Origin of the sequence: Pseudomonas sp. Yb2C2, assembly GCF_052112325.1 — a bacterium.
Taxonomy (GTDB): Bacteria; Pseudomonadota; Gammaproteobacteria; order Pseudomonadales; family Pseudomonadaceae; genus Aquipseudomonas; species Aquipseudomonas marginalis.
In genome coordinates this window covers 187,058-208,563 of sequence record NZ_JAVAJK010000005.1, presented here as the reverse complement: position 1 = coordinate 208,563, position 21,506 = coordinate 187,058, and the positions used below count along the sequence as shown (strand labels likewise).

Annotated in this window: 21 protein-coding genes; 11 read left to right on the top strand and 10 right to left on the bottom strand. The window is 63.1% G+C overall.

The genetic code is table 11. The features are described from left to right. Window positions 1-59: 59 nt before the first annotated feature. A complete protein-coding gene (locus tag Q8X51_RS09060) occupies window positions 60-428 on the top strand; it encodes a glutamine synthetase (RefSeq protein WP_065926777.1) in 369 nt (122 codons plus the stop codon). On the opposite strand, the gene Q8X51_RS09055 is transcribed toward Q8X51_RS09060, so the two are convergent. Beyond that, a complete protein-coding gene (locus Q8X51_RS09055) occupies window positions 425-1,636 on the bottom strand; it encodes an N-acetylmuramoyl-L-alanine amidase (protein WP_407693733.1) in 1,212 nt (403 codons plus the stop codon). The two genes, Q8X51_RS09060 and Q8X51_RS09055, sit on opposite strands and share 4 nt — an antisense overlap. A 127-nt stretch (window positions 1,637-1,763) precedes the next feature. Here Q8X51_RS09055 and folE2 point away from each other — a divergent pair, with 127 nt between their 5' ends. The 7 genes from folE2 to Q8X51_RS09020 are packed head-to-tail and all read left to right on the top strand — an operon-like array spanning window position 1,764 to window position 7,383. Beyond that, window positions 1,764-2,654: a GTP cyclohydrolase FolE2 gene (folE2, locus tag Q8X51_RS09050; RefSeq protein ID WP_074848019.1), complete on the top strand. Its 891-nt coding sequence runs from the start codon at window positions 1,764-1,766 to the stop codon at window positions 2,652-2,654. Continuing rightward, a complete protein-coding gene (locus Q8X51_RS09045) occupies window positions 2,651-3,319 on the top strand; it encodes a metal ABC transporter ATP-binding protein (RefSeq protein ID WP_407693734.1) in 669 nt (222 codons plus the stop codon). The genes folE2 and Q8X51_RS09045 overlap by 4 nt, the downstream gene beginning before the upstream one ends. Then, the gene (locus Q8X51_RS09040; protein ID WP_065926780.1) at window positions 3,319-4,185 is read left to right on the top strand and encodes a metal ABC transporter permease; all 867 of its coding nucleotides are present in this window, start codon (window positions 3,319-3,321) and stop codon (window positions 4,183-4,185) included. Before Q8X51_RS09045 ends, Q8X51_RS09040 begins: the two co-directional genes overlap by 1 nt. Window positions 4,186-4,196: 11 nt before the next feature. Beyond that, entirely contained in the window at window positions 4,197-5,075 is an 879-nt protein-coding gene (locus Q8X51_RS09035) for a metal ABC transporter substrate-binding protein (RefSeq protein WP_065926781.1), read from the top strand. Further along, on the top strand, window positions 5,072-5,485 hold the full coding sequence (hisI, locus tag Q8X51_RS09030; RefSeq protein WP_407693735.1) for a phosphoribosyl-AMP cyclohydrolase: 414 nt from the start codon (window positions 5,072-5,074) through the stop codon (window positions 5,483-5,485). Before Q8X51_RS09035 ends, hisI begins: the two co-directional genes overlap by 4 nt. Continuing rightward, entirely contained in the window at window positions 5,482-6,042 is a 561-nt protein-coding gene (locus Q8X51_RS09025; RefSeq protein WP_407693736.1) for a gamma carbonic anhydrase family protein, read from the top strand. Before hisI ends, Q8X51_RS09025 begins: the two co-directional genes overlap by 4 nt. A 3-nt stretch (window positions 6,043-6,045) precedes the next feature. Then, window positions 6,046-7,383: a dihydroorotase gene (locus Q8X51_RS09020; protein WP_407693737.1), complete on the top strand. Its 1,338-nt coding sequence runs from the start codon at window positions 6,046-6,048 to the stop codon at window positions 7,381-7,383. 97 nt (window positions 7,384-7,480) lie between these two features. Here Q8X51_RS09020 and Q8X51_RS09015 read toward each other — a convergent pair whose 3' ends face one another. Further along, window positions 7,481-8,002 (bottom strand): DUF3617 domain-containing protein, encoded by a 522-nt coding sequence (locus Q8X51_RS09015; protein WP_027608200.1) that lies wholly within the window; start codon window positions 8,000-8,002, stop codon window positions 7,481-7,483. Window positions 8,003-8,132: 130 nt separating this feature from the next. Between Q8X51_RS09015 and cls the strand changes: the two genes are divergently transcribed. After that, entirely contained in the window at window positions 8,133-9,572 is a 1,440-nt protein-coding gene (gene cls / locus Q8X51_RS09010; protein ID WP_065926783.1) for a cardiolipin synthase, read from the top strand. A 77-nt stretch (window positions 9,573-9,649) separates the two neighbouring features. Here cls and cfaB read toward each other — a convergent pair whose 3' ends face one another. The 8 genes from cfaB to hflK (Q8X51_RS08970) form a co-directional block, all read right to left on the bottom strand. Beyond that, the gene (gene cfaB, locus Q8X51_RS09005) at window positions 9,650-10,834 is read right to left on the bottom strand and encodes a C17 cyclopropane fatty acid synthase CfaB (RefSeq protein ID WP_065926784.1); all 1,185 of its coding nucleotides are present in this window, start codon (window positions 10,832-10,834) and stop codon (window positions 9,650-9,652) included. 87 nt (window positions 10,835-10,921) lie between these two features. Next, window positions 10,922-11,710: an HvfC/BufC family peptide modification chaperone gene (locus Q8X51_RS09000; protein ID WP_407693738.1), complete on the bottom strand. Its 789-nt coding sequence runs from the start codon at window positions 11,708-11,710 to the stop codon at window positions 10,922-10,924. Next, the gene (gene bufB, locus Q8X51_RS08995) at window positions 11,701-12,546 is read right to left on the bottom strand and encodes an MNIO family bufferin maturase (RefSeq protein WP_065926786.1); all 846 of its coding nucleotides are present in this window, start codon (window positions 12,544-12,546) and stop codon (window positions 11,701-11,703) included. The genes Q8X51_RS09000 and bufB overlap by 10 nt, the downstream gene beginning before the upstream one ends. 66 nt (window positions 12,547-12,612) lie before the next feature. Then, entirely contained in the window at window positions 12,613-12,864 is a 252-nt protein-coding gene (bufA2, locus tag Q8X51_RS08990) for a BufA2 family periplasmic bufferin-type metallophore (RefSeq protein ID WP_027608195.1), read from the bottom strand. A 116-nt stretch (window positions 12,865-12,980) separates the two neighbouring features. After that, window positions 12,981-14,867, bottom strand: coding sequence for a cation-translocating P-type ATPase (locus Q8X51_RS08985; protein WP_065926787.1), 1,887 nt, complete (start codon window positions 14,865-14,867; stop codon window positions 12,981-12,983). After that, entirely contained in the window at window positions 14,864-15,898 is a 1,035-nt protein-coding gene (gene hflK / locus Q8X51_RS08980; protein ID WP_407693739.1) for a protease modulator HflK, read from the bottom strand. The genes Q8X51_RS08985 and hflK (Q8X51_RS08980) overlap by 4 nt, the downstream gene beginning before the upstream one ends. Next, a complete protein-coding gene (gene hflC / locus Q8X51_RS08975; protein WP_161985718.1) occupies window positions 15,895-16,884 on the bottom strand; it encodes a protease modulator HflC in 990 nt (329 codons plus the stop codon). Before hflC ends, hflK (Q8X51_RS08980) begins: the two co-directional genes overlap by 4 nt. A 9-nt stretch (window positions 16,885-16,893) precedes the next feature. Then, on the bottom strand, window positions 16,894-18,798 hold the full coding sequence (hflK, locus tag Q8X51_RS08970) for a protease modulator HflK (protein ID WP_074848024.1): 1,905 nt from the start codon (window positions 18,796-18,798) through the stop codon (window positions 16,894-16,896). Between the two features lie 317 nt (window positions 18,799-19,115). Between hflK (Q8X51_RS08970) and Q8X51_RS08965 the strand changes: the two genes are divergently transcribed. Both Q8X51_RS08965 and Q8X51_RS08960 read left to right on the top strand, forming a co-directional pair. Next, complete coding sequence (locus Q8X51_RS08965) at window positions 19,116-19,739, top strand: CDP-alcohol phosphatidyltransferase family protein (RefSeq protein ID WP_065926791.1); 624 nt, start codon at window positions 19,116-19,118, stop codon at window positions 19,737-19,739. 10 nt (window positions 19,740-19,749) lie between these two features. Then, window positions 19,750-21,504 carry a bifunctional alpha/beta hydrolase/class I SAM-dependent methyltransferase gene (locus Q8X51_RS08960; RefSeq protein WP_065946440.1) on the top strand — a complete coding sequence of 585 codons (1,755 nt, stop codon included), beginning with the start codon at window positions 19,750-19,752 and terminating at the stop codon, window positions 21,502-21,504. Window positions 21,505-21,506: the final 2 nt, after the last annotated feature.

Below are 21,506 nucleotides of genomic sequence, written 5' to 3'. Positions count from 1 at the left end.
CCTTGCTCGTTACGACGAAGGGCGCAATGCTTGAACACTTCCCAGTCCCGAGACACCCTATGAAATACCTGGTGTGCGCCCTGTTACTGGCAGTCGCGGGGCCTGCCTGTGCCGAAGCGCCAAGCTTGCTGGCCAAGTGCACGCGCAGCGCCAACCTGTTGGCCTGTGTGGACCCCCTGGGCAATGCCTACAGCGTGGCGACGGTGGGCACCACCACGTATTTGCGTGGTTTCGAGGTGATCGGGAAACGTTATTGGGCACAAACCAACAGCCGCTACGGGCAACTGACGTTCTTTACCGGTTTGGCGTCGGATGGAGAAGCATGGGTTGGCTACACGCGGCGCGTGGGCTGGACCACGATCAACCGGTTTTCCAGCTCCGGGGGCGCCACTGCCAAATTCACGTGCAGCCGAATTACCGGCTGTTAGGCCTGGGCATTCTTCTGTTCCTGAACCCAGGCCATGTAGCTGTTCATCGGCGGGTTCTTCTGGAAGTAATTTTTCAGGCCTTCGAACAAGCCATCCGCAACCGCCTGTTGATGGCGCGCCGTCACCAGGCGCTGGGCGTCCTGGGCATTGGAGATAAACCCGGTCTCCACCAGGATCGACGGCACATCCGGTGACTTGAGCACCGCGAACCCCGCCTGTTCCACACGCTTCTGATGCAGGCTGGTGATGCTTTGCAGGCTCCCCAGCACCGAGCTGCCCAGTTGCAGGCTGGAGGCGATGGTGGCGTTCATCGACATATCAAGAATCACCCCGGCCAGCATCGGGTCCTTATCCTTGAGATTGAGCAACGTGGTGGCGCCCAGCAAATCCGCGCCGTTTTCACGCTGGGCCATAAAGCGCGCCGTGGCCGAGGTCGCGCCGCCCTCCGACAGCGCATACACCGAGGCGCCCGAGGCAGTGAGCCGTGGCGCGGCATCGGCATGCACCGAGATGAACATATCGGCCTTGTGCTGACGGGCGATGTCCACGCGCTTGCGCAGCGGCACAAAGAAGTCGTCGTTACGCACCAGTTTCACGTCAAAACCCTTTTCGCGCTTCAAACGCTTGGCCAGCAGTTGGGCAATAGACAACACCACGTCTTTTTCGCGCTGGCCCTTGGACCCGACAGCGCCGGGGTCTTTGCCGCCGTGGCCGGGGTCGACCACCACGATAATGTCGCGCTTGGGGTGCGCCTTGTCCACCGCGGCCACCAAGGGCACCGCCTCAGCCGCGATTTGACGCGGTGCACGGGTGGCGCTGGTCAGGTCCAGCACCAGGCGATGGCCCTGCCCGTCCTGAGGCGGCAATACAAAGCTGTTGAGCTGCATCGGCGCGGCCAGGTCGAGCACGATGCGCGTATCCGCCTTGCCGAAATGCCCCGAGCGAATCGAGGTGATCCCGCTGTTCTTCAGCTCAAGTTGAGAAAAGTCACCACTGAGGCCTGCGCCGCTCAGGTCGATGATCAGGCGTTCCGGGGCAGTCAGAGAGAACGTCTTGTATTGCACTGGGCCGCTAAGGTCGAACACCAGGCGCAGCTTGTCGTCCGAACGCCATAGGCGTGCATTGCGGATCTGGGTCGCGTGGGCGGCGAACGGCAAAGCAAACAAAGGGCTGGCCAGGAGCAGGTTGAGGAGCTGACGTCTGTGCATGACAAATACCGCAAATGGAGGAGTGTCCGTACTCCACATGAGTGAAAAAAGGCCGGGCAGAAAATTCATCGTCGATTCTATTGTTATACTATAACATGTCGAATTATTTCCAACGATGGACCTGCTTATGAATGCGCTGACTCTGCCGGATATTGCCGCGCAGGCTTCACGCCAAGCCTTGCCACTCGACTGGGTGGGCATGTGCGGCATCGCCCTGCCGATCCTCATTGACGGCCAACGCCTGAGCGCCAGCGCCGATGCCGGCGTCAGCCTGGACGATGGCACCGCTCGTGGCATTCATATGTCACGCCTGTACCTGACACTGGAGATGCTCGAACAGCTGCCCGTTACGCCTGCACTTCTGCGCAATGTACTGCAGCGGTTTCTCGACAGTCATGAAGATTTATCTAAGAACGCCTACCTGCGTCTGCACACGAATTTACTGCTGAAACGCCCGGCGCTGGTCAGCCCATTGGCCGGCTGGAAGGGCTACCCGGTGAGCATCGAAGCGCGCCTGGAAAACCAGATGTTCCACGTGGAACTAAAAATTGACGTTACCTATTCTTCAACCTGCCCCTGTTCCGCCGCCCTCGCCAGGCAGTTGATTCAGCAGCAATTTCTCCAAGACTTCGGCAACACGCCGTTGCAGCATGAAGACGTGCTGACCTGGCTCGGCAGCGCTAACGGTATCGTCGCCACGCCCCACAGCCAGCGCAGCAGCGCGCAGTTGCACGTGCACCTGCAAGGCGAGCATCTGGCGCTGACGGAGCTGATCAACGCTGCCGAAGCCGCCCTCGGCACCGCCGTACAAACCGCCGTAAAACGCGCGGACGAACAAGCCTTTGCCTTGGCCAACGGGCAGAACCTGATGTTCTGCGAAGACGCCGCCCGCCGCCTTAACCTCGCCTTGAAACGCTCGGATGCGGTCAAAGCCTTCCACCTCAAAGTGATCCACGCCGAAAGCCTGCACGCGCACGATGCCGTGGCTGAAAGCCGCTGGACGAGAAACCCTGCATGATCACCTGCACTGCTTTGCGCTGGGGCGCCCCTGGCCAACCGCTGACACCCGCCGTGGATTTCACCCTGGAAAAAGGCAGCCTCACCGGCGTGATCGGCCCCAATGGCTGCGGCAAAAGCAGCCTGCTCAAAGTCATCGCCGGCCTGCAAAAATCGTTGGCGGGCAAAGTGACCGTGGATGTTCCACGCCGAGGTGGCCTGTCGTTCCTGCCCCAGCAACAGCACCTTGATCGTCAGTTCCCCATCAGCCTGCAAGAACTGGTCGCCGCCGGTTTCTGGGGCACGCGGCTCACCCCGCAACAACGCAGCCAGCGCCTGCAGAAGGTGCTGGAAGAATGGTGCCTCAGTGGCCTGGAACAGCGCCCATTGATGGCGTTGTCAGGCGGCCAACTACAACGCGCATTGCTCGCTCGCATGAGCCTTGCCGAGTCGCCAGTGTTACTGCTTGACGAGCCCCATGCCGCTCTGGACGAAGAAGGCCAGGCCCTGTGCTGGAGCCATATCCACGCCTGGCACGCCGAAGGCCGAACGTTGGTGGTGGTGTGCCATGACTTGGCCTCCGTACGCCAACACACCCAACAAGTGGTGCAAATCAAAAGCAGTGGCTGTGTATTCGGCCCCAGCAAAGAGTTGATCCGCCCGCAGCCGCACATGCAGGTGGCCTGATGCACTTCACCGCCCACCTGTGGATGCCCTTCCTCGACTTCGTCTTCATGCGTCGCGCCCTGATCGGCGGTCTGGTGCTCGCCTGCAGCACCGCCCCGCTCGGCGTATTTCTGATCCTGCGCCGTATGAGCCTGATCGGTGACGCCGTCGCCCACGGCATATTGCCCGGCGCCGCACTGGGCTTCTGGTTCGCGGGCTTGAGCCTGCCCGCGTTGACCATCGGCGGCCTGGGCGCTGGCCTGGGCATGGCCGGCCTCTCGGCGTGGATCACCCGCCGCACCGGCCTGCGCGAAGACGCCAGCCTGGCGGCCATCTACCCCATCTCCCTCGCCGCCGGCGTGTTGATCCTGGGCCTTGCCGGCAAGCGCCTGGATTTGCTGCACCTGCTGTTCGGCTCTGCCCTGGCCGTCGACGAAACCACCCTGACCGGCATGCTCTGGGTGTCCGGGTTCAGCCTGATCGCCATGGCGCTGATCTACAAACCGCTGCTGCTGGACACCCTCGACCCGCTGTTCCTGCAAACCGTCAGCCGCCTTGGCCCCCTGGCCCACGGCTTGTTCCTGACCCTGGTGGTCCTGAACCTGGTGATTGGCTTCCAGGCCATCGGCGCCTTGATGGTGGTGGGTTTGATGATGTTGCCGGCCATCGCTTCACGCTTCTGGAGTCGGCGCCTGCCGGTGTTGATCGCGGTATCGGCGGTGCTGGGATGCCTGTCGGTGTGGTTGGGTTTGTTGCTGTCGTTCTACTTCTCGCTGCCCAGCGGCCCGGCGATTGTGCTGGTGGCTGGCGGTGGGTACCTGCTGTCCGTGGTCTTCGGTCCGGTGCACGGCTTGCTGCGCCGCCCGCCTTTGCTTACATCCCAATGAGGTGTTTCCCGATGCGCGCTCTACTCGTGCTGTTCAGTCTGCTGCTGCCGTTGTCGATGGCCCAGGCCGCCGACAAACTCCAGGTGGTTACCAGCTTCAGTATTCTCGATGACATCACCCACCAGATCGGTGGCGATCACATCCAGATCAGCAACATGGTCGGCCCCGACGCCGATGCCCATACCTACGAACCCTCCCCGGACGATGCCAAGGCGCTGCTCAAGGCCAAGCTGATCATCAAGAACGGCCTGGGCTTCGAGCCGTGGCTGGACCGCCTGGTCACCAGCACCGAAACCAAGGCCACGGTGGTCACCGCCAGCAAAGGTGTGATCTCCCACACCATGGAGGAAGACGGCGAAACCATCCCCGACCCGCACGCCTGGCACAACCTGGCCAACGCCGAAATCTATGTGAACAACATCACCAAGGCACTGGTGGCCGCCGACCCGGCCAACAAGGCCGACTACCTGCGCAACAGCCAGGCCTACCTGAAAGAAATCTACCGCCTGCTGGCCGAAGCCAAGACCAAGTTCGGCGCGCTGCCACCGGGTAACCGTCGCATCGTCACCTCCCATGACGCCTTCGGTTACCTGGGCCAGGCCTATGGCATCCAGTTCCTGGCGCCACAAGGCCTGTCCACCGAACGTGAACCTTCGGCCGCCGAAGTTGCCGCGCTGATCACCCAGATCCGCAAGGACAAGGTCAAGGCGGTGTTCATGGAAAACATCAAGGACTCGCGCCTGCTCAAGCAGATCGCCGATGAAAGCGGCGCGCAGATTGGCGGCACGCTGTACTCCGACGCCCTGGCTGCCGAAGGCCCGGCGAGCACCTTCACCGGGCTGTTCGAGTACAACCTCAACACCCTGTGCGCAGCGTTGAGCAGGCCGTGACCCTGAGCATGCTCGAACTGGAAGGGGCTGCCGTCGGCAGCCGCTTTCCACTCGCCGCCGTGCTCGACGCCCTGCCGTGGAACAGCGATGGCCTGATCGCCGCCATCGCCCAGCAACATGGCAGCGGCGAAGTGCTGATGCTGGCCTGGATGAATCGCCAGGCCCTCAACGAAACACTGGCTACCGGGCAGGTCTGCTATTGGTCGCGCTCGCGCCGACAGCTGTGGCGCAAAGGCGAAAGCTCCGGCCACTGGCAACAGTTGGTGGAAGCGCGCCTGGATTGTGACGGCGACGCGGTACTGCTGATCGTCGACCAGCAAGGCCCGGCCTGTCACACCGGCCGCCACACCTGTTTCTACAACGCCATCGAGGGCGCCTACGTTCACATCATTACGGAGCCAGTTGCATGATCCGCAAGAACCCTTCCGGTGATCTGCCGGTGATTGCCGAATCGGCCTACGTCGACAAGACCGCGATCATCTGCGGCAAGGTCATCATCGGCGAGAACGTGTTTGTCGGCCCCTACGCCGTGATCCGCGCCGACGAAGTCGACGCCGGCGGCGCCATGGACCCGATCACCATCGGCGCGAATTCCAACATCCAGGACGGCGTGGTCATCCACTCCAAGTCCGGCGCGGCGGTGACGATAGGCGAATTTACATCCATCGCCCACCGCTCCATCGTCCACGGCCCCTGCACCGTCGGCGACCGGGTGTTTATCGGTTTCAACAGCGTGCTGTTCAACTGCGTCGTCGGCGATGGCTGCGTGGTGCGCCATAACTCGGTGGTCGACGGCCGTGATTTGCCCGCCGCCTTCTACGTGCCCTCCACCACCCGCATCGGGCCGAATACCGACCTGTCGCAATTCCCGCCGGTGAGTGTCAGTGCCTCGGAGTTTTCCGAAGACGTGGCACGTACCAACGTCGACCTGGTGCGCGGTTACAAAGCCCTGCAAAACGAGTTCTGAGCCATGAGCCGCCTGCTGATCCGCAACGCCCGCCTGGTGAACGAGGGCCAGGAATTCGATGCCGACGTGCTGGTCGCCCATGGCCGTATCGAAAAGATCGCCAGCAGCATCGGCGGGAACGCCGCGCCCGTGTCCATCGACGCCCACGGGCAGTGGCTGCTGCCGGGCATGATTGACGACCAGGTGCACTTTCGCGACCCCGGCGCGCCGGACAAGGGCAGCTTCTACAGCGAGTCCCGCGCAGCGGTAGCCGGCGGCATCACCAGCGTCATGGACATGCCCAACACCAACCCGGCCACGCTGAACCTGGAAGCCCTGGCCGATAAAAAGCGCCGCGCGGCCCTGCACTCGGTGGCCAACTACGGCTTTCACTTCGGGGTCAGCAACGACAACCTCGACACCGTCGCCGCCCTTGACCCGCGCGAAGTGGCCGGGGTCAAAGTGTTCATGGGCGCCTCCACCGGCAATATGCTGGTGGACGACCCACGGATCCTGGAACGGCTGTTTGCCGAAGTGCCGACCATTCTGCTGGCCCACTGCGAACACACGCCGAGCATCCAAGCCAACGAGCAGCGCATGCGTGAGCGCTTTGGTGACAGGATCCCCGCCGTCGCCCACCCGCTGATCCGCGATGCCGAAGCCTGCTATCGCTCATCCTCCTTCGCGGTGGAACTGGCCAAGCGTCACGGCACGCGCCTGCATGTACTGCACCTGACCAGCGCCCGCGAGTTGGCATTGTTCGAAGACAAACCCCTCGCACAAAAACGCATTACTGCTGAGGTCTGCGTGCATCACCTGCTGTTCGATGACCGTGACTATCACCGCCTCGGCCACCAGATCAAATGTAACCCGGCGATCAAGACCCGCGCCGACCGCGACGCCCTGCGCCTGGCCTTGCTGAGTGATCGTCTGGATGTGATTGGCACTGACCATGCGCCGCATACCTGGGCGCAAAAACAGTTGGGGTATCGTGAAGCGCCCGCGGGTCTGCCCCTGGTGCAACACGCGCTGCCGGCGTTGTTGGAATTGGTCGCCGATGGGCTGCTGCCCCTGGCCACCCTGGTGGCCAAGACCAGCCACCGTGTCGCCGACCTGTTTGCCATCCCCGACCGGGGTTACCTGCGCGAAGGGTATTGGGCCGACCTGGTGCTGATCAAACCGGAGCCCGAGGGAAAGCCGGTCAGGGATGAGCCGATTCTTGCCCGCTGCGGCTGGACACCGTTCGCCGAACGCAGCTTTCGCCACAGCGTGAGTACCACCCTGGTCTCCGGCCACCTGGCCTGGCACAACGGCCAGGTGGTCGACAGCTGCCAGGGTTTACCGCTGCATTTCCTAAGGTAGGCGCGAGCTTGCTCGCGAAGAGCGTTAACGATAACGCAGGGGACCTGACACCCGGTGGCGCTCTCCGGTTTTTCGCGAGCAAGCTCGCTCCTACAGGTTAAGCGCGAGGCTTGACCGTGCCGCAATCGGTGCCCAGCCATTGGGCGTGGGTATCCAGGCTGCCCTTCTGCTGAACGCCGGTGGCATTGAAGGTGCCGTTGACGGTGGTGGTGAATTCTTTCTGGCTCTGGAAGGTAGCGACGCCGGTGCCCTGGGCTTTGGGGCAACTGAAGCGGAATTTCCACTGGTTGCCGGTCTTGTCGGTCACTTCCTGCTTGCAGCCCGATTGGGGGTCGGTCAGGGGGATCGAATCAGAGGCGACTTGTGCCGGGGTGAGGCACACCTGCACGCCTTTGCCGGCCATGGTGATGCCTTGTTTTTCCAGCATGGCGCGCTGTTCGGGGGTCATCTGCTGCTTGAGCTGACCGAGGATCAGCGACAGGTCCGGCAGGTCCTGGTTATCGACTTTCATGTTGCTGGTGGTCAATTCCCACAAGCCCGGCGCCAGCATCTGCGCCTGCGCTGCCAGCGGCAACGACAAACCAACAACCATGGCCAAACCAAGCAGACGAGCATTCATTGGGGAACTCCTGGGGAATTGTGGGCGTTAGACGCCGCAAAAGTGCCAGTGTTGCACGCCAAATAAAATAGCGACATTCGCAGCCGTTCATGGTCTGTTAGGCATTGGATTGCCTGGAGTACCGTCGTCCATGGATTTCTTTGGCCCGCACCTGCTCGCCTACTTCATCGCCACGCTGCACTTTCTCGGGACTCTCGCCGCGATCCACGCGGTGCTGACCGTCAGGACCGCCCAAGGCTCGATCGCCTGGGCCCTGTCACTGATGTTCATGCCCTATCTCACCCTGATCCCCTACCTGATCTTTGGCCGCAGCACCTTCGACGCGTATATCCAGGCCCGTCGCCAGGCCAACCAGGAAATGCACACCGCGATCACCGAGCTGAACTGGCGCCCCTGGGTCGAGGAGGCTCTCGCTGCGCGCAACTCCAGCGCCTACGCCTCGTTACGCGCCATGCCCAAGCTGGGGCGCATGCCGTGCCTGGCAAACAATGAAGTGCGCTTGCTGATCAACGGCGAGGCCACTTTCAGTGCAATCTTCGACGCCATTCGCAGTGCCAAAACCGCCGTGCTGTTTCAGTTCTTCATCATTCATGACGATGAACTCGGCCGTCAGTTACAGGCGCTGTTGAAGGAAAAGGCCGCCCAAGGCGTGGGCATCTACGTGCTGTACGACCGCATCGGCAGCCACGCCCTGCCCCATCAGTACGTGCAATCGCTGCGCGACGCCGGGGTGCAGGTCAAGGCATTCGCCACCCGCAGCGGTTGGCTCAATCGTTTCCAGGTCAACTTCCGCAACCACCGCAAGATCGTGGTGGTGGACGGTGTCACCGGGTTTGTCGGTGGGCACAATGTGGGCGATGAATACCTGGGCAAAAAACCGCCATTGGCACCATGGCGCGATACCCATGTGCAAGTCACCGGCCCGGTGGTGGCGTGTTTGCAGGAGTCGTTTGCCGAGGACTGGTTCTGGGCCGCGCGCGAGCTGCCGCCGCTGATCCTGCCGGACGCCTACCCCGAAGACGGCGTGCTCTGCCAATTGCTCGCCAGCGGCCCGGCCGATCCGTATGAAACCTGTTCGCTGTTTTTCGTCGAGGCCATCCATGCGGCCACCGAGCGGGTGTGGATCACCAGCCCATATTTCATCCCCGACGAAGCGGTGTTCGCCGCCCTGCGCCTGGCGGTCCTGCGGGGCGTGGACGTGCGCCTGTTGCTGCCATCGCGGCCCGACCACCGCATCGTGTACGCCGCGTCCAGCCTGTATGCGATCGAAGCGGTGCGCGCCGGTGTCCGGGTGTTCCGCTATACGCCGGGTTTTTTGCATCAGAAGGTGGTGCTGGTGGACAACGAGATCAGCGCCATCGGCAGTGCGAACATGGACAACCGTTCATTCCGGCTGAATTTCGAAGTGATGTTGCTGACGGTCGACGAAGCCTTCGCCAAGCAGGTGGAACAGATGCTGCTGGACGACTTCGCCCAGGCCCATGAAGTGAGCCAGGAAGAAAGCCGCGAGACCCGCCGCCTGCAGCAACTGGGCATGCGGGTGGCGCGCTTGATCTCACCGATTCTCTAACGGCCAATGCGGTAAAAAATGTGGGAGGGAGCAAGCCCCCTCCCACATTTGGATCTCCACTTTTCTGGAACATCAGCTCAGCGATAGATGTCTTCCCGCGTCCACGGCAGTTCATGGCTGCCATCCGCGTGAGGCTTCACCGCGAGGATCTGGTGCAGGTTGATCCAGCCCCGCGCAAACGCATAGGCACACCCGGCCAGGTACAGCCGCCAGATGCGTAACGCCTGCTCCGGCACCAGCTTCGCCGCCGCTTCCAGGTTGTCTTCCAGGCGCTCGCTCCAATGGTCCAGGGTGCGCGCGTAATGCAGGCGCAGGCTTTCGACGTCGACCACTTCCAGCCCGACTTCGCTGATCTCGGCGGTCATCATCGCCAAATGGGGTAGTTCGCCGTTGGGGAACACATAACGCTCGATAAACTCCCCGGCGCCACGGCCAACAGGCCGGCCGTCGGTGTGCTTGGCGGTAATGCCGTGGTTCATCACCAGGCCGCCTTCGCGCACGGCACCAAACAGGGTCTTGCAGTATTGCGCCAGGTTGGCGTGGCCGACGTGTTCGAACATGCCTACGCTCACCACTTTATCGAAACGACCATCCTGGGGCAGATCGCGGTAGTCGAGCAGTTGCAGGTCGATCTGGTCTTCCAGGCCCTCGGCTTTCACCCGCTCCTTGGCCAATGCCAGCTGTTCCTTGCTCAGGGTGATACCAAACACTTTCACCCCGAACTCACGCGCTGCGAAACGTGCCAGGCCGCCCCAGCCACAGCCTACGTCGAGCAGGTACTCGCCTGGCTGCAAGCGCAACTTGCGACACAGGTGGCGGAATTTGTCTTGCTGGGCCTGGTCGATGGATTCGCTGCCGGTTTCGAAATAACCGCAGGAGTACGCCATGTCCTGGTCCAGCCATAGCTGGTAGAACTCGTTGGACAGGTCGTAATGGTAGGAAATAGCCGCGGCGTCGGTGGCCTTGTCGTGGATCGAGCGCACCGGCAGACTCGCGCCGTCGTCCTCGACCAAGGCATGACTCAACTCATCACAGACCCGGATCACTTCGCTGATGGAACCTTCCAGCTCCAGTTTGCCCTCGACGAAGGCTTCACCCAACGAGTCGAGTGTGGGATGGGTCAGTTGGGGCACGACCGTGGGGTCCTTCACCACGATGGTCACACTGGGCTCGGGGCCCAAGTTGAATTCATGGCCATCCCAGAGTCGAAGACGCAGCGGCAGCTGAAGATTCTGTAAGGCCGGTGGAAGTTGCGCGAGCATGAGTAGTCCCCCCTTGTTTCAGACGTCTGGAATGAGGGTAGACCATCCCGAGAAAAAGTAGGAGGCTATCGATTTGATAGCGTTCTTCTATGGGGCCCGGCGCTGGAGCAAACCGTCCTGGATCCACTGTTTCAGCCATGTCACCGCTTGCAGTGGTGCACCCTCTCCATAAGTGACTGCCAGTTGCGCACACAGTTCTGCGAAGCGCCAACCGGTCGTCACCATCCCCGCCAGCGCAAACGCCTCGGCCGGTCCCAGGCTTCGATAACGGCACACATTCTGATCGCGCCATACCAGGCAGATCTGTGCGAAGTACAAGGTGTGGCTGTCGGGGAAATCCGCGCCATCCTTGCTGGCACGCCAGATGGCCACGGTGTTGAAGTGGCAAAGCCGCTGCTGTACGGATGGTGTCAGGGAGACCTGCAAACCGGGCCAATCCTCGGGCGGCAGCACCGCCATATCATCCTGGGTCAGCGGCTCACCCTGCGGCGCATCGAACGCCAGGGTGAAGGCCCACTCCAACTGGGCCAGTTCAACCAGCGGCGCACTTTGCTCGGCCACCAGGTGCTCGTGGATAAACGCCGGAAACCGCTCGCCCAACCAGCGCAGGCTGTAGTGGGCCGACGGATAACGACGCACATAGGCTTGCGTCAGCAGCGCAAACTCATCATCCCCCAGCCAATACCGGATGGCGCTGAAGTCGTGCCGCAACACCTCCTGCAGCCGTGCCAGATAAGCGTTGTGATAGATCGCCAGGCCAGTGTCTACATCCAGCGTCGGTCCGCCCAATAACGTGGCGGCAAAGCCACTGTTGGCATCCGGCGTCTGCGCTGACAAGTGCTGTTCAAAGGCCAACTGCCAGTCGGTCAGGCGCATAACGACCTCCGGGCCAAGGCTGCGGCGCCCAGCTTCCGGGCCTTTTCCAGCTCGGTGAGCAGCGCTTCGAACGGCGGGAAATGGTCATCGCGCTCCAACAGCGTCGAGACCGGCCCCAAATGCTCCAGGGTCTGTTGATACAACGCCCACACCGGGTCGCACACCGGATGGTCGTGGGTATCGACCACGTAGTCGCCGTAATCCATATGCCCGGCCAGATGCAGCTGGCGGATGCTGTCGGGCGGCAGGTTGCGGATAAAGGTCCAGGCATCGAAGCCATGGTTGCGCGCACTGACATACACATTGTTAACGTCGAGCAGCAACTGGCAGCCCGACAGGTGGGCCAGGGCATTGAGGAATTCCCATTCGGTGAATTCGTCCGCCTTGGCACGCACATAACTGGATACGTTTTCCAGCACCAGCGGGCGCTGCAACACATCCTGCACTTGGCGAACGCGAGCAGCTACGTAGTAGAGGCTTTCTTCGGTGTAAGGCAGGGGCAGCAGGTCATGCAACTGGTGCGCGCTGCCACGGCTCCAGCACAAATGATCGGAAATCCACGCGGGCTGGATACGCTCCGCGAGCTGCTTGAGGTGTTTCAGGTAGTCCATGTCGACGGGGTGGGGGCCGCCGATGGACAGGGACACACCGTGCATCACCAACGGGTAACGCTCGGCTATCGCATCCAGGTAGTACAAGGCTTTACCGCCCTGCACCAGATAGTTCTCGGAGATCACTTCGAACCAATCCACGGCCGGCGCTTGTTCAAGGATCTGCTGGTAGTACTCACTGCGTAAACCCAGGCCGTAACCCAGACTTGGAAGGGACGCGGACATGACTCGCTCCTGGGCAAAGTGTCCGCAGCGGTGGGGACTGCCACTGCGGTTGCACTCGTTTGCCGGTTATTCGCCGACTTTGCCGCCCGCTGCGTCACAGGCGGCCTTGGTCATGGCCTTGAAGCCGTGGCCCTTGCACACCGCCTGGCCTTTGCAGGCGTTTTCAGCGGTTTTGCAGTCGTTCATGCCTTTGCAGGACGTCACGCCGTAGCAATGCACTTGCGCATCGGCGGCTTGTACCTGGGTCGCAACACCAGCAAACATGGTGGCGGCGGCCATCGCCAGGGCAGCACCAGCAGCAGCGGATTTAATCTTCATTCTCGTATTCCTCGTGATCGGTAGTGGCGTCGGTCTGAACGGATTGCCCAGTCTCGACACAGCACTAGAGTGAGGCCCCTTATCGGCGTTACAGCCGTATGCAAATATTTCTGAAATTAATCCTCAAGCTTCGACAGCGGCTCCTGAAACCGCAGCAAACGCCCGGCATTGCCCAGTACCAGCAAGGTGCTGAGGTTATGCAACACCGCCGCAATCATCGCCCCCGCAGCACCCAACCAGCCAAAGGCGGCAAACACCACGATGGCCAAGGTCCAGCCCAGGCCGATGACCACGTTGACCTGCAACGTACGCCGGCACTGGCGACTCAAGCGCACACAGGTGCCCAGGCGCCGTAGGTCGCTGCCGATCAACACCACATCCGCCGAGGCCAGCGCAATGTCCGCCCCACCCGCGCCCATGGCCACCCCAACCACGCCAGCCTTGAGCGCCAGGGAATCGTTGATCCCATCACCGACCACCATGGGCCGGAAGCCGCTGCCGATTTCCCCCAGCACGCGGTTGAGCTTGTCTTCCGGCAACGCCTGGGCTTCGACATCGCTGATGCCCACGTCCAGCGCCAGGCTGTCGGCCACGCTTTGACGGTCGCCAGTGAGCAGCAGTTGACGACCCAGGCCCAAATCCCGCAACTCTTGCAGGGCCTGGCGCGCCTCCGGCTTGACGCTGTCGGCCAGCAGCAGCCAGGCCAGAAACTGCCCGTTCAGGGCCAGCCCGGCAATCGGGCCGTCATGGTTCGGCACCGTCGTCGTGACAATACCCAATTGCTCGAACAACTCGGGACGGCCCAACGCCGCTTCGCCCTGCTCGGTCTGTGCCACAACGCCCAAGCCCTGGCGCTCGCGAATATCCGTGAGCGCCAGCATTTGCGCCTGAGTCGCCAAGCCCGCCAACGCACGGCTGACCGGGTGGCTACTGGCCGAACCGAGGCTGGCCGCAAGGTTGAGCAGCGCCTGGCGGTCGGTCGACGAGGTCTCGATGGACTGCAAACGCAGGGTGCCAAAAGTCAGGGTGCCGGTCTTGTCCACCACCAGCGAGGTCAGGTCCGCCAACTCTTCGAGGAACGCCGAGCTGCGAATCAGGATCCCATGCCGGGCCGCCACGGCGATCCCGGCAATCGCCGTCGCCGGTGCCGACAGCACCAGGGCGCATGGGCACGCCGCCACCAGCACCGCGAGCATCGCCTGGGCGTCATTGGTCACAAACCAGGTCACTGCCGCCAGCAGCAACACCAACACCATATAGCTGCCCGCGTAACGCTCCAGCAGCCGCGTGATCGGCGGCTTGGAACGTTCGGCGTTTTGCATCAGCGCGATGACTTTGCCCAGGGTCGACTCGTTGCCGGTGCGCGTCACTTGCAGGCGCAACAGGCCATCGAGGTTGATCGCCCCGCCAAACACCTGCACACCCACACTGGCTTCCAACGGCACCGACTCACCGGTGATCGGCGCCGTGTCCAGGCTCGCCTGGCCCGACAGCACCACGCCATCGGCGGGCACCCGATCACCGGCACGCACCTCGACGATATCGCCGGTGCTCAGCGTTCCGTTATCCACTTCGATGATGCTGCCGTCGACCTGCACCCGCCGCGCATGGCTGCGGGTCAGTTTACCCAGGGCATGAATCGCCTCCTGGGAGCCGATCACGCTGCGCTCTTCCAATACGTGGCCGAAGATCATGATGATCGGCAGCAGCGCGGCGGTCAGCAGATCGCCGGTGGCCCAGGCGCCGAGCATCGCCAGGGCGATCAGTTGGTCGGTAATGCCATGCAGGCTGGGAAAACGCAGGCTGTACCAGGCCGAGCGCATCACCGGCACCGCCACCAGCAACGAGGCCACACCGAGCAGCAACTGGCTGACGCCCGTCTGGTCCGGCGCCAGCCAGCGCCATACCAGCCCCAGCATCAGCAAGCCAAGGGCGAGCATGGCCAGGGTCAATTGCCGGGCAGCGCTGCGCTGCTCGGCGGAGGTCAGCATGGGTGCGCTCATTGTTCGGCTCCCTGGATGATCAAGCGGGAGTCGTCTTTAGGATCGACCGTGGTCACCGAACCGGCCTGGCCGAGAATCTTCGGCATACGCTCGCGGTACAGGCGCAACAGCAAGCCCGGGTCTTTGACCTGGGCCAGGCTGGCGACCGTGGCCGTTTGCGCCTGGGCATTGGCCAGGCGTTCACTGGCCTGGGCGTGGGCGACCTGCACCAGGCGGTCGGCCTGCTGGTTGGCGGTCTGGGTGAGTTTTTCCGCTTCGGTCCGGGCGTTTGCCACGGCTTTGTCGGCTTGTTGACTGGCGGTGAGTACGGCGTTGAATGCGTTCACCGCCGGGCCCGGCAGGCTCGATTGCACATCGACCCGCGTCACCCCGATGCCCAGCCCCAGACCGGTGGCGGCCAACTCGGCCAGGCGCTTGTTGACGCCTTGCACCAAGTCACCCCGCAGCCGCTCGCGACGCTCGGCGGCGCCGTTGTCGGTACCGATCAATTCGGGGCGCGCCACCAGGATCGTGTCCAGATCGCGCGCCGCCGTCAGGACCACGGCGCTGCGGGTCACCAGGCGATCCAGGGCGGGCAGCACATGCGCGCCCTGCAACACAAAGGCGTAGGGTTCGGTGACCTTGTAGAACACCCGCACATCCAGCTGCACCACTCCGGCATCGCCGGTCAGCAGGTAGCCGGAGCCGGCCAGGGCATCGCTCAAGGGCGTGGCGAAACTGGCCACACGATCAGCCTGCACCGCCGCATCGGAACGTAACAGGTTCTCCACCCGACGCTCGATCACCCGGTCGGCCGCCGGCAATAACACCACCTGCTCGAACGGCTGCGGCCAGGCCAGCAGCAGCCCGGCATTCTGGATGCGGTCGAGGGCGCCGAAGTGCAGCACCACCGCACGGTTCTGCGGGTCGATCTGCCGCACATTGGAAAACGCCCATGCCAATGCGGCCAACACCGTCACCGCGTACAACGCCAGGAACGTCAGGCGCCCGGCCTGGATCCAGGGGCTGTCCGGGCTGTCACGCTCGGTCATGGCTGAACGTCCTTGGGCCCGTCCACCAACGCGCGAAAGGGCGCGGCGTCGGTGCGCAGGATGATTTTGGTGCCCGGGGTCACGACCGTGCCCAAGGTATCCAGGGAACGCAGCAAGTTATACAGCTGCGGATTGCCGGCGTAGGCACGCCCATAAATCTGCGCGGCTTCGACCCGTGACTGGGCTTCGATGTCGGCGGCTTTCACCGTGGCATCGGCCTGCACGATGCGCGCGTCACGCTCAGCCGCAGAGCGAATCTGCGCGGCCTCGCGCTTGCCCACGGCCGTGCGTTCGGTGGCGATGGTTTCGCGCTCGGCACGCATGCGGTCGACGGTGGCGGTGAGTGTGACCGACGGCAACGTCAGGCGCTCGATCCCCACCTGCGCCACGCGCACGCCATAGGTGGTGAGCAATTGTTGATCAATCTGCTGGCGCAGCTGCGCCTCGAAATCGGCAATGCGCACCTGGCTGGCCTCAGTGTTGATCAAGCTGGACAAATCAAAGCTGGCCGCCGTGGTTTCCAGCGCCGAGCCGACGAAGGTGCGGATCTGCCGCGCGGCCTCATCCGGCTGGTTCTGCACGGCGCGCATAAAGCGCTGCACATTGTCGGCATCGCCCTGCACCTGCCACGCCACATAGGCCTGCACGATAATCCGCAGGCCGTCGCGCGTGCCCACATCCTGCAAGCCGCTGGAGGTGGTGCGCAGGCGCAAGTCCACCGGGATCGCCGCCTCGAACGGCGCCGGCCAACGCCAGCCCAGGCCCGGTTCCAGCAACACCCGCGACGGGTTGCCGAAGCGGGTAATCACCGTGGCCTCGCCGGAGCGCACCTGCACCAGGCTCGCCGCCGCCACCGCGAACAGCACCAGCAACACCGCCCAGGCCATACGCCGCCAAGGGAAAGGACCCGCCGCCTGTTCATCACCGTGATGATGGTGATGGTGGCCGTGGTGGTGACCATGATCGTGAGAATGAGCGCTCAACAGACAGACTCCTTATTGAACGGCTTTACGCGGCAGCGAAGGGTCGGCCGGCAAAGTAAAAGAACGCAGATCAATCGTCGGCGCGCCATCGGCGCCCAGGCGGTGATCCAGAATAAGCAGCTTGGCGTGGGCCAGGCCCAGGCTGAGTTGGCCCAGGTACTGTTCCAGCACAAAGGCCCGACCGGCCGCGGCGTAGGCCTTTTGTTCGGCGGTAAAGCGCAGGTCGGCCGCTTGGGCACCGGCATTCACTTCGCGGGCGGTGGCCAAGGCCTGGTCGCGGGCGGTGCTGGCTTGCAGCAAGGCCTGGTTGGTGTGTTCGCTGGCGGCGCCGCGCTCGCGGGAGATCAGGGCCTGGGCGCCGATCTGCGCGGCTTGCACGCCGTGGTAGGCATTGGCGGCGCCGGCCGGTGGGTGGATGGCTTCCACGACAGTGGCGAGGATTTCCACACCGCTGTCGAGTGTCTGCAAATCCGCCTGCACGGCGCGGCCGATTTCGTCGGCCAGGCGCGTGCGTTGTTCGCCGAGCAATTCGTCGAGGGTACGCGAGGCAAAATCGTGTACCAGGATGCGGCTGGCGGTGCTGCGGATCAGGGTCGGCACATCCGCGCTGTTATAGGTGGCGGCGAGTGCGGCCTGGTCGGTGAGGCCGATGCGGTAAACGAAGCGCACATCCATATTGACGATCTGGAAGCTCTGCTTGTCGCCGCTGCTGCTGGCGATCACCTGGGATTTGTCATTCACATGGCTGGCATCCCACAGCCGATTGGCAACCAGCGGTGCCGGGCCTTCGGCAGGCGCCAACTCCGGTGCGGCGGCCTCGCTGACGCTGGTGGCCAACTCATGCACCACGCCGTTCTCGATGCTTAACACACGGCCCAAAGGCCACGGCAACCCGGCATGCAGGCCAGGGCCGAACACCTTGACGGGTTTGCCAAAGCGCTCATAAATCCCACGGCCTTGCAGGGGCACTTCATGCACACCGGTCAGCGCCCAGCCGACCGCCAGCACCACCAGCAACACCGGCAAAAACGCGCGGCGCATGTAGGTAAACGCCCAGATCTGGCGCAGGTCGATGCCGAAACGGTTGTGTAATTCGTGCTGCAACGCCAGCAGCGGTTGTGGCGGCCAGCGCAGCAACCCGGCGATGAAACTCTGCGCCATCAGGCGTGGTTCAAGGCGCGGCTGGCGCGGGCTGAACAGCGACAGCAGGCCTCTTAATAGAAACTCCACCGCCACCAGCGCCGGCAACAGCCCCACCAGCACCGCCAGGCGCAACGGCCAGACCGACTCGGCCCCGGCAAACAGCAGGCAAATGGCACTGACCACCAGGCAGATAATCGCCACCCGACTCAACTGCGCCAGTTGCGCGGCTTCCGGCCACTGGGCCGTGGTTTCCTGAGCCAGGCGCCGTTCGAACACCAACAAGCCAAACGCCAGGGCCAAGGCCAACGCAGCCCCCACGCTGGCCGCTTGGCCGACAGGCGCCGAGGGCAGGCCCAGGTTCCAGAATTCGATGATGCTGACCAGCGCCAGCAGCGACCAGCCGCCCAGCCACAAGACCGGGGCGCCGATCTGCCGGCCAAAGCGCCCCACAAGGCGTGCGTAACGACCCGTTTCTTCAACGGGTAATTCGATTGCCGGCCCTTCCAGCGCCTGGGCCCGCCAATCGGCCACCCACCACGCCGACTGCAGCCCTGCCACCAGCACCAGCAGGGCCGATGCGCAGTTGATCAACACCACCGGCCAGATCGACAACGGTGCAAACAGCGCGACAAACAACGCCAGCACCCAACCGACTACGGCCAGTACTGTCAGGCTGATACCGGCTTGCCGCAATCGGCGGGCATGGAACAGCCCTTGCTGAAAACGCGGCAGGCCTTCAACCGAAGCGCCGTCCGCCTCTAGATCCACTTGCATCCACTCACGCCCGCTTGTACACAATTCGTTACGATATAACACGTGGCGTGAAATTTTTGTTCGTTAAACAGGGTTTTTGAACATGGCAAAAATCTCCTGTGGAAGGGGGCTTGTTCCCGATGGCGGTGGGTCAGCCGGCATATGCATCAACAGGTAGACCGCCATCGGGGCAAGCCCCCTCCCACATTTGTCCCTCAGTGCTTTCCAGATCGTGACTAAACCCCCATAAACACGCGCCATCACTGGTATAGGCCATGAATAATCGGCACACTCCAGGCAGTTTTTCGCGGGCTCTCGGACAAGGAAGCGTCACCCCCATGATTTCGATCTATCAGCTCAAACCGCGGTTTCAGAACCTGCTGCGCCCACTCGTGCAGCGCCTCTATGACAATGGCACCACGGCCAACCAGATCACCGTGCTGGCCGGGGTTATTTCCCTGCTGGTCGGCCTGTTGATCGCCAGCTTCGCCCAACACCTGTGGCTGTTTGCGCTGATCCCGCTGTGGATGATCCTGCGCATGGCCCTCAACGCCATCGACGGCATGCTCGCCCGGGAGTTCGGCCAGCAGTCGCGCCTGGGTGCCTACCTCAATGAATTGTGCGACGTGATTGCCGACAGTGCGCTGATCCTGCCCTTCGCGCTGATCCCCGGCGTGAGCCTGGTGCCGGTGCTGCTGGTAGCGCTGCTGGCGGTGTTCAGCGAATACGCCGGGGTGCTGGGGCCGATGGTCGGCGCGTCACGGCGCTATGACGGGCCGATGGGCAAGAGTGACCGCGCGTTTGTCCTCGGCGTGCTGGCCACTGGTGTGGCGCTGGGCTGGCTCGGCGCCGGTTGGATCGACACGGTGATGTGGCTGGTCGCCGCCCTGCTCGCCTACACCCTGGTCAACCGGGTGCGCCAGGGCTTGAAAGAAGAACAACCTATCTCCCCTTCTGCATAAGGATTTTGCAATGCGCGAACAGCAAGAGCACACCTTCAGTACCCATGACGGCGTCGAGCTTTTCTACCGTCATTGGCCGGCCAGCGCGCCGGCGGACGGCGAGCCGCGCAAGGCGATCCTGCTGTTCCATCGCGGCCATGAGCACTCGGGGCGTATCGCGCACCTGGTGGATGAACTGGACTTGCCGCAGTTCGACTTCTTCGCCTGGGACTCCCGCGGTCACGGCCAATCGCCCGGCGAACGCGGCGACAGCCCGAGCTTCGCCACCAGCGCCCGTGATGTGCAGACCTTCCGCGACCATATCGGCGCCACCTATGGCATCGAGGAAGAAGACTGTGCCGTGATTGCCCAAAGTGTCGGCGCGGTGATCGCAGCCACCTGGGTGCATGACTACGCGCCGAAAATCCGCGCCCTGGTGCTGGCGTCCCCGGCGTTCAAGGTCAAGCTGTACGTGCCCTTTGCCCGGCCGGGCCTGGCGCTCATGCGCAGGTTTCGCGGCAACTTCTTCGTCAACAGCTACGTCAAGGCCAAGTTCCTCAGCCATGATCCGGAGCGCGTGGCGTCCTACGACAGCGACCCGTTGATCACCAAGGCCATCTCGGTGAACGTGCTGCTGGGCCTGTACGAAGCCGCCGACCGGGTTGTCGCCGATGCCCAGGCGATCCAGGTGCCGACCCAACTGCTGGTCTCGGGCGCCGATTTTGTGGTGCACCGCAAACCCCAGCAGCAATTTTTCGACCGCCTTGGCAGCCTGAAAAAAGAACTGCATATCCTCCCCGGTTTTTTCCACGACACCCTCGGCGAGCGTGACCGCGCGGTGGCCGTGAGCAGCGCCAGGCGCTTTATCCTGCAGAACTTCGCACACCCGCTGGACCGTGCGTCCCTGCTGGACGCCGACAAACTGGGTGCCACCTGCGCCGAATCCGAATCCCTCGCTGCGCCCTTGCCGCGCAATTCCCTGCGCGACCTGTACTGGCGCCTGACCCGCGCCAGCATGGGCCTGGGCAAGAACCTGTCGGACGGCGTCAAGCTGGGCTTCGACACCGGCTTCGACTCCGGCAGCACCCTGGACTACGTGTACCGCAACACGCCCACCGGCAAAGGCAGGCTGGGCCGCATGATCGACACCAACTACCTCAACTCCATCGGCTGGCGCGGTATTCGCCAGCGCAAGCTGAACGTCGAGGAACTGCTGCGCCTGGCCATGGCCAAGCTGAGGGATGAACAGCGCGAAGTGCGCATCGTCGACATCGCCGCCGGCCACGGGCGCTACATTCTTGAAGCCTTGCAGGGCGTGTCGCCGCTGCCGGAATCGATCCTGCTGCGCGACTACAGCGACATCAACGTGCGCGACGGTGGCGCGCTGATTCGTGAGAAGGGCCTGGGAGACGTCGCGCAGTTCGTCAAAGGCGATGCGTTTGACCGCTTGGATTTGGCGGCACTGCAACCCAAGCCGACGCTGGCGGTGGTGTCCGGGCTGTATGAATTGTTTGCCGATAACGCCATGGTCGGCGGTTCGTTGGCCGGCCTGGCCGAAGCCGTGGAGCCCGGCGGTTACCTGGTCTACACCGGCCAGCCATGGCACCCGCAACTGGAACTGATCGCCCGCGCACTGACCAGCCATCGCCAGGGCCAGGCCTGGGTGATGCGCCGCCGCAGCCAGGCGGAAATGGACCAACTGGTAGAAGCCGCGGGCTTTCGCAAGATCACCCAACGTGTGGATGAGTGGGGCATCTTTACCGTGTCCCTGGCCCAGAAGATCTGACC

What these genes read in the sequence shown, in the direction of transcription:
- folE2 (WP_074848019.1), top strand. Translation starts at nt 1,764, where the DNA reads ATGAATGCGCTGACTCTGCCGGATATTGCCGCGCAGGCTTCACGCCAA.
- bufA2 (WP_027608195.1), bottom strand. Translation starts at nt 12,864, where the DNA reads ATGAAGATTAAATCCGCTGCTGCTGGTGCTGCCCTGGCGATGGCCGCC.
- Q8X51_RS09025 (WP_407693736.1), top strand. Translation starts at nt 5,482, where the DNA reads ATGATCCGCAAGAACCCTTCCGGTGATCTGCCGGTGATTGCCGAATCG.
- Q8X51_RS08985 (WP_065926787.1), bottom strand. Translation starts at nt 14,867, where the DNA reads ATGAGCGCACCCATGCTGACCTCCGCCGAGCAGCGCAGCGCTGCCCGG.
- Q8X51_RS08965 (WP_065926791.1), top strand. Translation starts at nt 19,116, where the DNA reads ATGATTTCGATCTATCAGCTCAAACCGCGGTTTCAGAACCTGCTGCGC.
- Q8X51_RS09020 (WP_407693737.1), top strand. Translation starts at nt 6,046, where the DNA reads ATGAGCCGCCTGCTGATCCGCAACGCCCGCCTGGTGAACGAGGGCCAG.
- cfaB (WP_065926784.1), bottom strand. Translation starts at nt 10,834, where the DNA reads ATGCTCGCGCAACTTCCACCGGCCTTACAGAATCTTCAGCTGCCGCTG.
- hflK (WP_407693739.1), bottom strand. Translation starts at nt 15,898, where the DNA reads ATGACCGAGCGTGACAGCCCGGACAGCCCCTGGATCCAGGCCGGGCGC.
- hflK (WP_074848024.1), bottom strand. Translation starts at nt 18,798, where the DNA reads ATGCAAGTGGATCTAGAGGCGGACGGCGCTTCGGTTGAAGGCCTGCCG.
- Q8X51_RS09045 (WP_407693734.1), top strand. Translation starts at nt 2,651, where the DNA reads ATGATCACCTGCACTGCTTTGCGCTGGGGCGCCCCTGGCCAACCGCTG.
- Q8X51_RS09035 (WP_065926781.1), top strand. Translation starts at nt 4,197, where the DNA reads ATGCGCGCTCTACTCGTGCTGTTCAGTCTGCTGCTGCCGTTGTCGATG.
- Q8X51_RS09000 (WP_407693738.1), bottom strand. Translation starts at nt 11,710, where the DNA reads ATGCGCCTGACCGACTGGCAGTTGGCCTTTGAACAGCACTTGTCAGCG.
- Q8X51_RS09015 (WP_027608200.1), bottom strand. Translation starts at nt 8,002, where the DNA reads ATGAATGCTCGTCTGCTTGGTTTGGCCATGGTTGTTGGTTTGTCGTTG.
- Q8X51_RS09060 (WP_065926777.1), top strand. Translation starts at nt 60, where the DNA reads ATGAAATACCTGGTGTGCGCCCTGTTACTGGCAGTCGCGGGGCCTGCC.
- bufB (WP_065926786.1), bottom strand. Translation starts at nt 12,546, where the DNA reads ATGTCCGCGTCCCTTCCAAGTCTGGGTTACGGCCTGGGTTTACGCAGT.
- cls (WP_065926783.1), top strand. Translation starts at nt 8,133, where the DNA reads ATGGATTTCTTTGGCCCGCACCTGCTCGCCTACTTCATCGCCACGCTG.
- Q8X51_RS08960 (WP_065946440.1), top strand. Translation starts at nt 19,750, where the DNA reads ATGCGCGAACAGCAAGAGCACACCTTCAGTACCCATGACGGCGTCGAG.
- Q8X51_RS09055 (WP_407693733.1), bottom strand. Translation starts at nt 1,636, where the DNA reads ATGCACAGACGTCAGCTCCTCAACCTGCTCCTGGCCAGCCCTTTGTTT.
- Q8X51_RS09040 (WP_065926780.1), top strand. Translation starts at nt 3,319, where the DNA reads ATGCACTTCACCGCCCACCTGTGGATGCCCTTCCTCGACTTCGTCTTC.